The sequence below is a fragment of the Hungatella sp. L36 genome, assembly GCF_014288035.1.
In genome coordinates this window covers 584019-600371 of the sequence record NZ_JACOPC010000002.1, presented here as the reverse complement: position 1 = coordinate 600371, position 16353 = coordinate 584019, and the positions used below count along the sequence as shown (strand labels likewise).

Here is a 16353-nt window from a genome sequence, read left to right as displayed (position 1 = left end):
GTAAAGCCGATAATCATAAAACTCTTTTACTGTTACTTCAAATGCAACAAATTCATGATTATGTGATTGTACGCTCATTTTTATATTGCCATAGTTTCCAATACACAGAAATTCACCCCCCACCGTACTCCACTACTTTCCCTCTGCCGGAATTCTTAGCCATATACATGGCGGCGTCCGCGCGCCCGACTAACTTACCGAATGTGTATGCCTCCTCCTCAACCCAGGCCACACCGGCCGATATTCTGATTGGCAGCTGCTCACCATCAGGCAGGACGATTGGATGCCGGTCGAGTGTATCAAAGAAAGACTTAATCTGCTCATGGAGAGCTTCTCTGTTCTCATAGCCGTACAGCAACATGAAGAATTCATCCCCTGACCGTCTTCCCACCACAGTATGTTCCTTTGGAATTTTCATCATGCACACGGCCGTCTCTTTAATATAGAGGTCACCGTACTCATGGCCAAGCCGGTCGTTGACTTTTTTCAAGCCGTCCAGATCCATCATAACCATGGCCGCTGTGCCGATTTCCTTTTGCTGGCGCAGCTTCTCCTCCGCGCATTTCCGGAATGCCTCCCTGTTATAGATCCTGGTCAGGCTGTCATGATCACGTTCGTACTGAATCCTCCGCTTCTCTGTCATGTCCGCTGTCACATCTTCTATGATCCCCAAGGAGTTTCCCTGGTGCTGCGACATTGAAATCCGAATCCAGCGCTCCGTTTCACCGTCCCTGTAGACATCCCTTTCCTCCGGCTCCGGATTTTTGCGCACCTCATCCAGTCTGGCCCAAAATGCCTCATTGTCCACATACAGGCGGCCTCCGTCCTCCTCCGGCAGGTTCAGAAGGCCAAATATCTGCTTTGTAACCTGGACCTCGCCGCCCTCCGGACTATATTCAAAGGCGCCGATCGGTATACCCACAAGATCCATAATATGCGACATTTTTAACGTGGAATCCAACAGGTTTTGGTTGGATATTTCCACTGCCTGCGACAGCAGATCCAACTCCTCAAGCCCGGTCCGCTCCAGCTTTATTTTCCTGGTAAAATCAAAATTCCGAACCTTTTCCGCCAGTTTTGTGATGGGTTTCGTAATCCTGCGGCTGATAATGCCGGCCGCAATGGCACCGAGAACCAGGGATACCAGCAAAGCGAACAGGAATATCCGCAAAATGGTGTATGGAAAGCTGAATAATGTATCCCCCTTCATCAGGCCGACCACCACCCAGTTTCCGCTGTCGTAGGGCATATTTTTAGCATTATACAGATCCAGACTTTTGATGCAGGCGTAGATCTCTCCTCTGCTGTTCGCATTCTCCACTTGGCAGATCGAATACTTACCGTCCTCTCCTTTCACCTCCAGGCGGTCAACATTTCCAAACAGCCGCTTTTGGTACTCCCCCTTCCGTATCAGAGGGATCAGGTAATTTTCCCCCTCCGGATAAACGGCAATCATGTAACCCGGTGAATCCTGTGTCGCTAATTCATTGGCAGGCAGAAGCTTTTTTATATACTCCTCCGATACCTCCACGCCGACAACGCCTCTCACCTCACCGCCCTGGTCAAACAACGGCACCGTATAGGTGATGACAGGTACGTCTCCGGGTGTTATTGAAAATGGTTCGCTCCAATACCCCAGCGCCCTATAATCCAGGGACTGACCGGCCGCGCTGATTGGCATCCTGTAAAAATCCTGGCTGCCGCCTTCCTGGGAGAGACCATAATGCCAGACACTGTCCAGGGGAATCTGATATTTTCTCGAAATATCAGCCGGTCCCAACACCTGATACAGATCGCTGTTGTCCGTGCTGTTCGTCTCAGGATCATAGTCCCTGATGTACAGTCCCGCATGGCTCTTCGCCTCCCCTGTTTCATGCAGAATCACAAATGTTCCTGTAGTTCCGCTGACCCTGAGCATGGAGATAAGAGTATCGGCAACATCCGTCAGATATGCCTTCTCCTCATTTCCATCCCAGTCAGCAGGCAGTTTCCGGGACAATTCCTGGACATAAGGGTCGATATTGGTCCATCGGTTGTCAATCTGATCCTTCAGGGAACTGGCTCTGAGCGTTACAGTAGACTCGAAGGACTGATACACTGTTTCCCTGGCCTGTTTTATTATTCCCCCGGCTATCAGCATCCCCAGCACCAGCAGCGACTGTGTCAGCACCAGGCAGACTGTAAATAAAGAGTATTTTGAAGCAATGGATTTCCATTTCCATTTCATATTAATAATTAACTCCCCACTATTTTTGCCATGTTATTAAGCCAGCCCTCGTACCATATGCGAAAATGGGCTTCGTCCGTCACCAGTTTTTCCGCTTCCTCAGGGGGCATCCCTTTTTTTGTTTCTTCCTGAACCTTCATGCGGGCACTGTTGACCGTTGTCATCATGTAATCATTGTAGAACTGGCGCATTTCATAGCTGCCGCTAAAGGGCGGATTCGAATAAAAATGATATTCCGCCAGCATTTTCTGAGTTGCCTGCGCAGAAAGCCCAACTGCCGGATTCACCTCCGGAGCCTGGGAATAGGATTCCATTGCCCTGGTATATACCTGCTCCAACGCTCCGTTTTCAACGGGCAGATATCCGCTGTCCACCGCAAAATCAAGATTCTGTTCTTCCTGGGTAAGCCACTTTAAAAAGACCGCTGAGGCATACTCATGGGCCGTGTCGCTTTTTCCCATAGCAAATCCCGCGCCCTGCACCATCGCCCAGGGCTTCCCCTCCCGGAAACAGGGGTATGGAAGCACAGCACTTTCGATGTTATAAACCTTATCCTGACTTAGGGTAACCTCCTGGGGAAAATAGGCCGAGCCTGCGCTGGAACCCACATACATCAGAATATCCCCCACCTTTTCATCATCAGAGCGGAACTTGCCCAGATTTGCGTAGTATCCCTTCACATATGGCACATACAGATTTTCCCATATAATACGGGCCAGTTCTTCATCAAATGAAAACTCTGCCTCATTGTTCTCAAATTTGTAGATATTCCGGTCCGTCTGCACGGACGCGATAATGATATAGTTGGCCAGACTGTCAATTCCCAGCAATGCCTTGCCGCCGGACCACTCATAATAAGCTTCCGCTGTCTCTACAGTTCCCTCCCAGGTAGAAAGGCTGCCCAAATCGGCCCCTGTTTCGCCGGAAAACTTATCCCAATCCGTCTTGTTTAAAAATAAATTCTCCGTGGACCGCACCACCGGCATGATTTTAAGACCATATTCTCTGCCGAAGCTGCAATCCTGTAAAAAATCGGTCCGGTAAGCACTCAGCTCTTCCTCCGAAAAATACTGGTTCAAATCCACCAGCATTCCCAACTCCTCTATGCGGTAGGCGTTCTCCGGATATGCCGCGAACAGATTGGGCATCGCATCCGCCCCCAGCCTCTTGCTGGCCGCATTGAACGTTTCCTCCGCAAGCTGGTTAACATCTCCGTGGCTGACGCTCTCCACTATAATTCCCTTCTCCATGCCTACCGTATCGTTAAACCGTGACACCAGATCATCAAACGCACTTTTTGTCCGTCCATTGTAATAATTCCAGACCGTAATCATAACCGGCTGCTTAGGATCCAGCTGATGTTCAGCCTCCCCACCACGCGAACAGCCGCTTCCCGCAACTAAAATAACTGCCATAACCACAGCCATCAGGCGGGCACACCGTTTTTTTATCATACTGTGCCTCCCTACTATTCTATAGCTTTTATTTTATCATGTTTTTAAATTTTAGGAAACTGGCAATTTAACCGGCATACCCCTTCGAAAATAACGAAAATCCCCAGCACAGCTGTTATGAATATTCAATGCAGAATATTCAACAAACATTCAGCCATGCCGGGGATTTCCTTATGATCAGTTCCGCCGTAATTCATTTTAATCAAACATTAATCCGCTCTGCATACGCCTGTGGGCGAGATATTTACTTTCCCTTCTTGCATTGATATCCAGCCGTAAGTCTATCGGTTATGCCTACGCAGCTTCTATGACGGCAGAACTGGCTGTAGAGGCCGTAAGAAACGCCTGCCTGAATGTGAAGGAAACCAGAGGAATTCTTCTGCATACATACGAAGACGCTAAGGAAGCCAGGAGGGCAATTTTCGAGTATATAGAATCCTGGTATAACCGAAAAAGGCTTCACAGTGCAATTGACTATATGACACCCCAACAGAAAGAAGATGAGGGATTTAAAAAAGCAGCGTGAGCTTTCAACTTTTTTTGTCCAAAGTATTGACATAGGTCCAGACATAGACAGTAAACAACTTATGATGAAAGGACCTCAACCGCACAGCTATGTTTCTTATCCACCTTATCATAGCTAATGCCGACAGCAAGAATCCTTCCACCATACTGTGGAGTTTCTCCCAAATGCCTCCTGAACCGGAGTGCATATTCTTTATCTTTTATTTGTTGGATCGCCTCCTGAGGTGTATGGCCTACTTTCAACTCTAATATGATACAGTCCGCACTTTTGTCTCTCTCCGGATAAAAGATAAAGTCCACATATCCCTTTCCGGCCTTGTCTTCACGTTCCACTTTATAAATATCGCGTGCCGCCAGGTATACAAGATTTACGATTGCGGTTAATTCCGTCTCATAATTATAGATTAAAAGAGGTACCTCTGTATTGTGCGTCTGCTCCAGAATCTCAGCCATCGTTTTCGTATCTGCATCAAGAGTGGCCCGAAGCATACGTCCGGACTCTTTTGCAAGATTATATACATATCCCAAAGTTGGTTTCTTTTGCAGCATGTCTGAAATTTTATCCATCAGCTCTTTGTTTGGAATCGATACCTTCCCATTTTCAAAGCTTAGGAATCCATAAACCACCATGGCAGAGAATATCTCCTCCCTGGTACTGAGATTCATCGATGTTGCCGCATATTCCCTGATTTTGATAGAGATTGCCTCACCGGAAACCATAAGTGCCAGGTCGTCACGAACTGCATCCACACACATGGGTTCAGGCCCAGCAGGATACTCTGGAGCATTTCGGCAGTAAAAAGCTGACGCCTGCTCCCGTCAAACGCCTCATACTCAGCTTCCATGAAGGCGTAAAGGTCAGGCAGGATCGGATAATCCTCCGGATCCCTCCATCGTGATCACTCTGGTCACTGATGTTCCATCTGGCATAATTAATATGTAATGCTACATTTATGTTATTTTCTCCCTTCCTACTTTGGGCCAAATTGGCCGAAGCTACAAAGGCTGGCTGTCCAGGCTGTTACTCTCCTCCTCCACATGATTCACAGTAATATAAATCCTGCGAACCGGCAGGGTCTTATCGATGATCCTGTCGTACAGATCCATGGTGGCGTCCATAATCAGTTTTGTGGAAGAAGTCTGCCAGTTTAGATTCGCCGTTCCATGGGCGTGTTTCGGAACCCTGCGGCCATAGTGATCTGTGGTGACGGCTCCCTTATACTGTTTGTTAATTTCCGGTCTCGTCAGATTCTCTATATCGCAGCCTACTGTGAGCACCACTTGGTCTGTTACAAGCCCTTTATCAACTAAATCCAATACCAACAAATCCGTCATCTCCTGGACAATTAGTTTTGCTTTGACATGGTCTATAAGAAGCTCTGCATTGATGCCAGCAGCTTGTAGAGCATATCGTTTGCAAGGAACCACCGAAAGTTTTCTCCACAATATTCCGGCTGGCATTCTGTACTACCTGTTCTCGCAAAACACAGGAACGCACGATTAAGTTCTCGTTGATTAGAACTCCCTTGACCACCATTTTTTTTAACTTGGTACATGTTGTGGATTTCTTCCAGCCCAGCTTTTCGTTACATAATCTAACCAATTCAGAAGACTGTACCGGCTCGTTTTCCCACACGATGTCTGCCAGGTGAAATTCGCTCTCCCATAATCTCAGTAGTTCTTCATTCATAAATCGTCGCCCCCCTCAGTCTATCATTGTAATTCAATTATTCGCAAAAGGTCTATTAAAGAAGACCTTATATGTCGATACATTAGCATACTCCTTTTACATATATTTACATGCAATTAAAAAAACGAAAAGAGTCCAATTTTTAGAACTCTTTTCGTTCCTTGACTATATGTACATCAATCTCTTATACCTGGCTCCGCAGAAACTCCAAAAACTTCTCCACGCCGCCGCCCAGCACCTGCACCTTATCTGGTCTGGCGCCAGCCGCCTCTGAGACATCAAAGAAATCCCCGTCTCCGGTCAAAGGCGTTTTCATATAACTATCACTGCCAAACAAACCATCATCCAGCCCAATATATTCGTCCCCCCAATAAGCGCAGTCCTTCGGCGCTATTGCGTCTTCTTCCATCAACAGTGTCAATATAGTATTCACATTGTCACTTTTGCTGGAGACACCCACTTCCAGGTATTTTGCATCGGTCGTAGATGCAGCTTTTACGCCGTACGCCGCCGCCGTCTCATCCGCCAGCTTCACAAGTCCCAGGAGCCCTCCGTGAAAATTATGGGCCTCCAGAGTCTGTTTCACCTGATCAAGTTCGCTGGACTGGAAGAACAGCTGATCACCACGGTTATTATCCACCATCAGATCGATCTTGCAGTAATTGGGGCGGCTGAACACCACATCGGTGGGATAGCCGTATTGCTCTAGCAATATACGGTGAATCGCGTAGGCCGTATCATGAATGGCCAGCATCTCCTCTTTTCCAGGGATGCAGTGCTTCCAGATATACGGTGAACCGTCCTCGTGATAACGGTAATTATATGCGCCTCTGCCCAGACCAAGCCACAGATGCGTTAACTCCTCCGGTGTAAAATATTCATGCAGACGCCCCCCAGCTATATTCTCATATGTTGTACCGCTGACCACCACCAGCTTTATGCCTTTGGCCAACAGAGGTTTCATCACTGCTACCGCGTCATCCACCGGCGCCTTCCGCGAGATGACAGCAGTGCCATCCCAATCAAAGAAAATTGCTTTATATTGTTTTTGACTCATGGACGATATCCCCCTCCTTTGCGAGATGGTATTCCGTATTGTTAAGTTTAAATGAGACAGCGTTTCCCTGCTCCAGTGTGATCTGGGTGCCATCTTCCTTTACAGATACTTCCAGGCGGCTTCCCTGATAATTAATCTTAAAGGTATAGCCTTTCCACTGTGACGGCAGATACGGAAGTAATTCCAGGTACCCGGCATTCGATCTAAGTCCTGCGAAACCATTGACGATCGCCTGCCAGGTGCCGGCCATATTGGCCGCATGGATTCCTGCGTAGAAGTTATTATGATAATCATCCAGATCCATTCTCGCGGACTGGGTGAAATATGTGTACGCTTCCTCATAATATCCGATTTCACAAGCCAGGATACCGAAGATGCAGGTCGAGAGCGAGGAATGATGTAACGTGACCTCCTGATAGAAATCATAATTTCGTTTTAATTCCTCTTCCGTAAATAAGTTGCTGTGCAGATACATGCCTAATATGGCATCCGCCTGCTTTGACATCCTCTGGCGGTACACAAAAAGCGGGTGGAAATTCTCATACAGCAGATGACGTTTCTCCGGGGCGATCTTAGAATCATCCCAGGGCTTGCGCATCATAAAACCGTCATCCAAAGGGTACACCTGACGTTTTTCATCATATGGGAAATACATATTATCTATGATCCGCTGCCAGTAGACAGTCTCGTCACTGGTCAGTCCAAGCTTTTCTATCAACTGCTGACAGGCAGCCGGCTCATGCTTTTTCAAAAGCTCCAAAGCTTCCAAAGCATTCCTTAAGTTCTCTCTGGCCATCAGATTGGTGTAGAAGTTATTGTCAACGATAGCATTATACTCATCCGGCCCGGTGACCGCGCAGATACAGTACCGGTTCCCCTTGCATTCCGCAAAGCTGCCCACATCTGCCCACACTCTGGCCGTCTCGCACAATACCTCCGCCGCGCAATCCTTCAGATATTCCATATCTCCGGTCACAGTCACATAAAGCCAGAATGCATATGCGATGTCCGCATTGATGTGATACTGGGCTGTTCCCAGCGGGAAATATGTGGATGCTTCCTCACCATTGATGGTTCTCCACGGGTAGAGTGCGCCGGTCTGGTGCCCCAATACCCTGGCACGATCCCTTGCGATATCCAGAGTATTGAATCTGTAGTCCAACAGTTTTTTCGCTATATCTGGAGCTGTGTAGATAAATACCGGCATAACATACATTTCCGTATCCCAGAAATAATGGCCTTCGTAACCCTCTCCAGTCAGCCCCTTGGCCCCCATGCCGGTCTTCCCGTCACGCCCGGCGGCCTGCATAATGTGGAATAAATTAAAACGGATTCCCTGCTGCAGAGCATCATCTCCATCCACTGTAACATCAGCGTTTTTCCAGAAATCATGGACATAGTTCTTGTGAGATGCGCTTAGTGAATCGTAACCTTCTTTTTGTGTTGATTTCAATTTGCATAACACAAATTCATGCAGATCATCTTTTGCCATGTCCAGATCTGATGTATAGACGATAAATTTCTCCAGGCACACAGTCTCCTGCTCTGCTATTTTTATCTGATAATCAGCATCTGCCGTGTATTCTCCTGTTTTAAAAAATACTGAATAATTTTCTGCCGGGTACCCCGTTAATTTATGCCCTTCGGGCAGGGGCACGACCTGCGACAAGGTATGAGTCGCCCCGCAGGCCATCGTCAGTCCGCTTTTCAACGTATGCCCCTGATAAAACAGCCCATCATCGCCTGCCTCCAAAGCTTCCGGCACAAGCCTTCTTCCAAATGGTCCATAATCCACAAGAGGATTCGTCACTCTGGTATGATTTTCCACATCCCCATTCAGTTCAGATACAAACCGGATCGTTCCGCTGAAATTCAGCGCTGTCACCCGATACCTCATCGCCATCAGATTCTTATCCGTGAATGATACAAAGCGTTCCAGTTCCACCTTCACACTTCGTCCTTTTGGTGACGTCCAGACGAACTCCCTTGTTATGGTGCCTTCCTTCATGTGAAGCGCGCGGCTGTACTCAGTCACAGCCCCTTCGCGCATATCCAGCATCTCATCATCCAGATACAGTCTCACAGCCTTTACATCCGGGAGATTGAGCAGCGACTGGCTCTTTTCAGGGAAGCCAAAATTCCACTCCCCGTACCGGATATCCTCGCTCTCATAGAATCCATTGATAAAATTCCCTTCCAGCCCTTCCGTTGCAGGGAAATCATAGGCTTCCTCATAGGTTCCTCTGGTCCCAATATAGCCGTTTGACAAGGCAAAGGTTGTCTCATTCCGGTAATTATTCTGTGGGTTATATTCTGTCTCTGTCACATCCCATGGTTCGATGGGATAGATCGGTTCTCTATACTGTTCCATAAAATCTCCTCATTCCTTACTCTTTTACAGCCCCCGCAGTCAGACTCTCCATCACCTGTTTCTGCAGAATAATAAATATAACAATAGTCGGCAACACCGTCATGACTACAGCCGCAAACAACGCCGAATAGTTATTCGCAAAGGTACCCATATAATAATTCAAAGCAATGGGGATCGTCCTCGCACGGTCACCACTGGTCAACATAAGTGCGAAATAGAACTCATTCCATGTATTGATAAACTGAAGCATAGCTATGGTTACCAGCCCCGGTTTCGCAAGCGGCAGAATAATATAGACAAATGTTTTGAAAAATGTCGCTCCATCAATATACGCGGACTCTTCAAGCGCCGGAGAAATGGTTTTATAATAACTCATCATAACAAAGAACGACATAGGAATTCCCATCGCCGAATACACAATCACCAGTCCCAGCTTCGTATCAAATATCTTAAGTGCCCTCATAATCGTAAACAGCGGCTGTGAGATCGCCTGTGCCGGCAGCATCAGAGATGCAGAGATCAGAAGCACGATCACTGCCTTCATTTTAAAATCAAACCTGGACGTCACGTAGGCGCACATAGCCACAAACATCACTGTCACCAACACACTGCAGCCTACAATCATCACACTGTTAAAGAAATATTTTGCTATCGGCGCATACTGGAACGCGGAGGCATAGTTCTTAAATGTAATGCTCTTTGGCAAAGAGATTGCGGAAGAGTTGATCTCCGCATAAGTCTTAAAGGAGCTTAAAAATGCCCAGATGAGCGGACCAATGGCGATAGCAACGAAAAAGATCATATAAGCATATTTAAAAATGCTGCAGATTACCCGAATCGATTTTGGAGTCTCTCTCATCTTACTTTACCTCCTTCTTGATCTTTTCCTTGCCCATGGCAAACAATCCCTGAATCAGAACAACCAGCACAAGACCTACGAGAATCTGAACAACACCTACGGCGTTGGCTTTTCCGTAGTTATTCTCCAGCGTGGCCGTCTTGTACAGATAGATCGGCAGGTTCAGCGTCGCAGTGCCGGGGCCGCCTTTTGTGGTCACATAGATAATGTCAAACTGTGATACCATAGCTACAGATGCCAGAACCACACAGGTTCCCACCACATTTTTCATAAGGGGAAGCGTGATGTAACGGTCAAGCTGCCACGGTTTGGCGCCGTCCACTCTGGCCGCCTCATAGATCGAGGTATCGATAGCTCCCATCTCTGCCAGGAATATAATCGTGTTAAATGCAGAGTAGAAAATCCAGGTGCAGGTCACAGTCCAGAATGCAAATTTGGAGTTGCCGAACAGGTTGGGAATCTTTGACATATCAAGGCCGAACACGCCGTACATAGATTTGAGGATACCAAAGCTGGGGTTTAACAGAAGTGTAAACATAACGCCGGTCGCTGCTGTCGGAATAATATTGGGAATCATGTAAGCTGTTCTCACAAACTTCCAGCCCTTCGGTTTTCTTCTCAACACCAGAGCCATCAACAGTCCCAGCATAACGTGGAATGTAGACTGCAGAGCTACCCATACCAGCGTATTTTTTATCGAGATCAGAAAATCCTTATCGCCGAAAATAAGCTGGAAGTTCTTCAACCCTGAAAATGCCGGTTTCGTTGTGATTGTGTAATCGCAGAATGAGGTGAAGAGCACCGTCACGATAGGCACTGCATATACAATACAGAACAGTACCATACAGGGCATAACAAAAAGCGTGATCCACAAATTCTTTTTCTTAACCATAATGAACTCCTTTCACAATTCTTTCGTGGAAATATGTAAATATAAAAATGTGTAATTTACCAAACCATTGTAAACAAATATTTATATGAGCATAAATATAGCGGGAAAGGCCGACGGCCCTTTCCCGCCCAGATTACAAGCATTCTACGCTCTCGATACCGGGAGTTCGAGGGCAGAGCCCTCGAACTGGAATCACGTAGGTGAAATTCACTTCCGCACGTATCCTAAAATTTATGGCGCAGCCATGAATTTTAATTTTTCGCTGCTGACTCACTAAGCTTGTTGCAGAACTCTTCCGGTGTCATATTCTTATATGCCAGCTCTGGAAGTACGGTAGAGAATGTATCGATTACGTTCTGATACCAATATGCCTGGTTCTGTCCATATGTATATTTTGCAAGCGGCTGTAAATCAAGTACCTCTGCCATCAGAGGATCACTGCTCTTTAAGCTGTCAGGAATGGTGATCTGAGAGGATACTGGCTGTAAGCCTGTCATCTCAAGCGCTTTGACCTGATTTTCTACGGTTGTCTCAAATTTTAAGAATGCAACTGCTGCATCAATCTTAGCCGGATCTTTTGCGCCTACCATGTCGCCAGGAGTTGGAACCATCTCCATACCGCTGCATGGAAGAAGCATAACGCCAACCTTGTCATAGAAGCCTTCCGGAGCTTTCTCTGTGTTCTTGAAATCCGGGATCATCCAAGGGCCATTCGGGAACATAGCAACTTCGCCATTGAAGAAATGGGTAGCCATCGGATCGTATTTGCCGCCAACTGCATCTGCTGTGGTGTATTCGCTCAGCATTTTCTGTAAATCTGTGGTTGCTTTGATCACTTCCGGTGTAGCATAATCTGTCGGGTACATGGTGTTCATCCAGGTATTTCCTGCATCGCCGGCAGTTCCGATCAGTCCGCTGTACCAGAGGTTGGTCAGCCAGCCGCTGTCTGCTGTATCCATACCTAACGGGATACATCCTGCTGCTTTTAACTTCTCACATGCTGCAAAGAAATCATCCCAGGTAGCAAAACCTTCTTTTGGAGCCTCGATACCAGCTTTCTGGAACAGTTCTTTATTATAGTAGATGTAAGAAATCTCTTTGGAAACCGGAACACCGTAGATCTTGCCGTCAACCGTATTGAATTCCAGAGATTTATCATCAAATAATGCTTTCCACTCAGGATCCTTCTCAAAATATGGTGTCAGATCGGCTACCTTACCGGATTTAGCTGCCATCTCAGTGATATTATTTCCACCGTTCAGAACGATATCAGGTAAATCTCCGCTGGAGATCAATAATTTAATTTTCTGGTTGTAAGCATCTGTTGTAGGAATTTCCTCAAAGTTGAATTCTACATTCTTGCCTGCGTCCGTCTGCTTGAATGCGTCAAACAGATAGGAATAATATTCTGCTGCGTAATCCGTACCTACGTGGTAGTTGATCACATTTAATGTTACCTTGTCTGCAGTAGTACCTTTATCTGCTGAACCACTCTCCTGCGCTTTTGTAGCTTCAGCCGCCGGCTGTGTGCTGGTACCGGATGAACACGCTGTCATACCTGCTGCCATCACGCCTGCCAATGTCATGGCTGCTGCACGTTTCAGAAAACTTTTTTTCATATCATTTCCTCCTTGTATTATATCGTTATGATCGTATTATATCGGTTCTGAGAGTCCATTTGAATTCAGATTCTTGCCCGTTTCTATGAAATATTTGCATAAGTTTCGATTGATTTTGTACGAAATTAGCACCATTTTACTAAAACTATGAAAATCTTGACATTTTCTGTGAAATATCTGCGCATTCTTCAAATTCCGTTGAATCCCCCCAATTCCTATGAGATAATTAATGCAATTACTTTCATTCACTGGAAGAGGGGAATCAACATGAAAATCAACACGCTTCGTTCCTTTATCACACTGGCTGTATCCGCAACCGTGGCTGCTGCTCTGTTTTGTGCCGCTACTTTATTTTATACGAAAAGTGCGGACACACTCAAGGACAATTACAGTAAAGATATCACCAGACAATTGAATCAGATCAATAACCAGGTCGAAGATCAGATCGACATCATAGATTCCGTATATCCACTGTTCATGTCCAACAATCTGATCCGTGAATATCTGGACCCGGCCAGCAGTGTATACACCAGCAAAAGCCCGGTAGAGAAGCGGCTGGAGATCGAGCGCCAGATGAGCTACCTTCTGATCAGCACTTACCTTTGGGATGAAAAGTTTGTCAATTCCGTCTATATATTTGATATGAACGGAGGCTACTCCAAAGTATCCTTATATGAGAATAATTCAGAACTGGACCAGGTAAAAACCATATATGACCAGGTATCCAAGGAAGGTGCCTCCCTGCAGATCAAGACATTAAACAGCGATAACCACTCGATCTATTTCTCGCGGAACGTGAACAGTATGTACACAGGCAGTCAGATTGGCACCATTATCCTTGATATCAGCCAGGATGCCTGGAAGCAGTCATACAGCAGAAATACGGACGAGAACTGGCTGATCTGCATCTTTAACAAGGATATGCAGGTGTTAAGCCATGCACAGTCCAGCAACACTGCCGTATTTCAAGGTCTGATGGAACAGGCTTCCACCGGAGGAAGTCCATTCAGGGAAATCAAGCTGGACAAGACCAGCTATTTCATGGCCTCCCAGCAGTTGGGTACCAGCGGGATCACCTCCGCTGTGGCAGTTCCAAAACCGTACTTATTAAAGGATTTGAACCAGACGCTCCGAAGCTTCCTCTTTATCTTCCTGATCATCATCTTGATTACACTGGTTTTCACCATTCTTCTGAGCCATCTGATCACGGCACCCATCGAGCGAATGATACAGCACATTAAATGTATCGCCGATGGCAAACGGGAACAAGCCGGAAGCGCTCCGGTCAGCCTGTATTCAGAATTTAATGATCTGGCGGGAGCATTTGAGGCCATGCTTGAACAGCTTGATATCTATTACAATGATATTTACCAGAAACAGCTTTTGCTGAAGAACTCAGAGATCAAGGCACTCCAGTCACAGATGGATCCCCATTTTCTGTTCAATGTTCTTGATACCATCGCCTGGAAAGCACAGATGAGTGGAAATGAAGACATTTACCAGATGATCATATCCCTGGGTGAGCTGCTTCGCTCCAACATTCTGTCCCACGAAAAGGATTTTGTAAGTCTGGAAGAGGAACTTACCTATGTAAGATTCTATATCTACCTTCAGCAGACCAGATTTGAGGACAAATTTACCGCGGAGATCCACGCAGACCTGGACGCAAAACACATCACAGTGCCGCGTTTCTGCATTCAGCCGCTTGTGGAGAATTCCATCGTCCATGGGCTGGAACCGAAAGCAACCTTTGGCAGACTGGCCGTGAACATCATTGAACAGGATGATTTTATAGAGATCAATGTGGCAGATAACGGCGTAGGATTTGCAGATTCCAAATCTTCCACAGAGCACGGCAGTGCAGACTCACCGCTTAATATTGATACCTTGAAACCCTCGAAGGAAGACTCCCGCACCCATATCGGTCTGCGCAATCTAAACAAGCGCCTGATACTCCTGTATGGTGAGAATTGCCGTCTGCAGATTATGAGTATCCCGGACAAATGCACCACTATTACTTTTAAAATTCCAAAAGAAAGAGGAAACGAACTATGACCTTTCATCTGATGATAGTAGATGATGAACCTACCATAAGAAAAGGATTATCTAATTTTATCAAATGGGACACCTTAGACAGTATCGTGGATGCCACAGCCTGCGATGGAGCTGAGGCCATGGAACTGATTCGCCTGAAGCAGCCGGATATCGTAATTACAGACATCCGTATGCCTCAGGTGGACGGTATCGCCCTGGCTAAATTCATATACGAAGAATATCCTCAGATCAAAGTGATCCTGCTGACGGGCTACGCCGATTTCCAGTATGCCCAGTCGGCAATCTGCTATGCCGTCAGCGATTTTTTACTGAAACCAACCTCAAAGGATAAGCTGATTGAAGCCGTGAAGAAAGCCCAGGCTGCCATCGCAGAACTTCGGAACCGAACCGTCATCCAGAAGGAAGACTTCTCCTACCTTCAGGAGCAATACCTGGCGGAGGTCACCAGCACCCTCAGAACCGACATCGAGCTTCTGGAGCGCAGTTCAAACTATAAGATTGAATTAGACAGGTATTACGCCGCAGCATTCCAGATCAACGCACCGCACAATCAAGTAAACGAACATGATATCTCCGCCCTGAAGAGCATTCTCGCAGGGCAGTCAGAGACTGGCTACGTCTATGGCTATGAGAACCGTCTGCTGATCTGGCTGTACCGGACAGAGCTGGCGGATACAAGGCGGCTTCAGGAGCTAAGGAATACCTGTGATGAACTGCTGAGCAGTATGCAGTCCCTCTATGATATCCGATTGAACGCCGGAATCAGTCTGCCTCACCGCGGACTGGGCGAATTATCTGCTGCTGCGATTGAGGCCATCGGTGCCCTAAACATGAATTTTTATAATGACGCTTCCATCTCCGTCTTTGAAACAAGGGTGGAGAGGGAGTATTTTGACACGGAATCGGAATTCACCATGGAACTGTACCATTTTGAAAATATGATGAAAGAATGGGCTTTTGAGGACGCCCGAAAATGGATTCACGTCCTGTTCTCAAGGCTCCGCGTCAATCTGACCCGCTCCTTTGACGTGAAAAGTGTGTGCGTACAGATCTATTATATATGCTCCCGCATACTGATCAAAAAGAATCTGATCCCGCCCTCTCCCGCAATGATCGAGCAGCTGCAGTCCTGTACCACGCTGAGCCAGCTGGAAGATAATATCAATCATCTGTTTGACCAGGTAACCGAAATGCTGGCCAACAAAGGTATGGTCTTAAGCCCATTAATAGAAAAAGCTATGATTTACATTCACTCGCATCTGGATGAAGCGTTGTCGTTGGAGACCATTGCAGACTATGTCCATGTGAACCCAACGCATTTGAGCCGGACGTTTAAAAAAGAGTGTGGGGAAAGTATTACAGAATTTATCAATAAGGTGAGAATAGAGAAGGCCCAGGAGCTGCTGTCTTTTTCGAATACATTGGCTTATGAAGTGGCCGAGAAGGTTGGGTTTAATGACCCGTCATACTTCTCTTCTATCTTCAAGAAATATACCGGGCTGAGTCCTAAGGAATTTAAGCAGATGCACTCTATATGATGGCTTTAACCGGGGGCTAAGGAGGACGCCATAAAAGCCGCAGGGGGGGAGAGCTAACCGTAGCAC

General features: G+C 46.6%; 10 protein-coding genes and 3 pseudogenes. 3 read left to right on the top strand and 10 right to left on the bottom strand.

The features are described from left to right. Positions 1-112: 112 nt before the first annotated feature. Positions 113-2227: a sensor domain-containing diguanylate cyclase gene (locus H8S80_RS08365; protein WP_117631747.1), complete on the bottom strand. Its 2115-nt coding sequence runs from the start codon at positions 2225-2227 to the stop codon at positions 113-115. 8 nt (positions 2228-2235) lie between these two features. Beyond that, positions 2236-3681, bottom strand: coding sequence for an extracellular solute-binding protein (locus H8S80_RS08360; protein ID WP_207729799.1), 1446 nt, complete (start codon positions 3679-3681; stop codon positions 2236-2238). A gap of 241 nt (positions 3682-3922) precedes the next feature. Between H8S80_RS08360 and H8S80_RS08355 the strand changes: the two are divergent. After that, positions 3923-4207, top strand: a pseudogene (locus tag H8S80_RS08355) (IS3 family transposase); the annotation flags it as partial. 59 nt (positions 4208-4266) lie between these two features. Here H8S80_RS08355 and H8S80_RS08350 read toward each other — a convergent pair. The 8 genes and pseudogenes from H8S80_RS08350 to H8S80_RS08315 form a co-directional block, all read right to left on the bottom strand. Further along, positions 4267-4947: pseudogene (locus H8S80_RS08350) on the bottom strand (PD-(D/E)XK nuclease domain-containing protein); the annotation flags it as partial. 282 nt (positions 4948-5229) lie between these two features. Further along, positions 5230-5574, bottom strand: a pseudogene (locus H8S80_RS08345) (Y-family DNA polymerase); the annotation flags it as partial. Then, positions 5510-5896, bottom strand: coding sequence for a BlaI/MecI/CopY family transcriptional regulator (locus H8S80_RS35065; RefSeq protein WP_117631854.1), 387 nt, complete (start codon positions 5894-5896; stop codon positions 5510-5512). The pseudogene H8S80_RS08345 and the gene H8S80_RS35065, both read right to left, overlap by 65 nt. Positions 5897-6080: 184 nt before the next feature. Next, positions 6081-6953, bottom strand: coding sequence for an HAD family hydrolase (locus H8S80_RS08335; protein WP_117631743.1), 873 nt, complete (start codon positions 6951-6953; stop codon positions 6081-6083). Beyond that, entirely contained in the window at positions 6934-9324 is a 2391-nt protein-coding gene (locus H8S80_RS08330) for a glycoside hydrolase family 65 protein (protein ID WP_117631741.1), read from the bottom strand. The genes H8S80_RS08335 and H8S80_RS08330 overlap by 20 nt, the downstream gene beginning before the upstream one ends. A gap of 16 nt (positions 9325-9340) precedes the next feature. Then, positions 9341-10183: a carbohydrate ABC transporter permease gene (locus H8S80_RS08325; protein WP_002604102.1), complete on the bottom strand. Its 843-nt coding sequence runs from the start codon at positions 10181-10183 to the stop codon at positions 9341-9343. A 1-nt stretch (position 10184) separates the two neighbouring features. Next, a complete protein-coding gene (locus H8S80_RS08320; protein ID WP_207729798.1) occupies positions 10185-11075 on the bottom strand; it encodes a carbohydrate ABC transporter permease in 891 nt (296 codons plus the stop codon). 251 nt (positions 11076-11326) lie between these two features. After that, positions 11327-12694, bottom strand: a complete 1368-nt coding sequence (locus H8S80_RS08315; protein WP_002604104.1) for an ABC transporter substrate-binding protein — start codon at positions 12692-12694, stop codon at positions 11327-11329. A 267-nt stretch (positions 12695-12961) separates the two neighbouring features. On the opposite strand from H8S80_RS08315, the gene H8S80_RS08310 reads away from it, so the two are divergent. Both H8S80_RS08310 and H8S80_RS08305 read left to right on the top strand, forming a co-directional pair. After that, on the top strand, positions 12962-14749 hold the full coding sequence (locus H8S80_RS08310; RefSeq protein ID WP_181987940.1) for a sensor histidine kinase: 1788 nt from the start codon (positions 12962-12964) through the stop codon (positions 14747-14749). Further along, positions 14746-16287: a response regulator transcription factor gene (locus tag H8S80_RS08305; protein ID WP_025531887.1), complete on the top strand. Its 1542-nt coding sequence runs from the start codon at positions 14746-14748 to the stop codon at positions 16285-16287. Before H8S80_RS08310 ends, H8S80_RS08305 begins: the two co-directional genes overlap by 4 nt. The last annotated feature ends 66 nt before the right edge of the window (positions 16288-16353 follow it).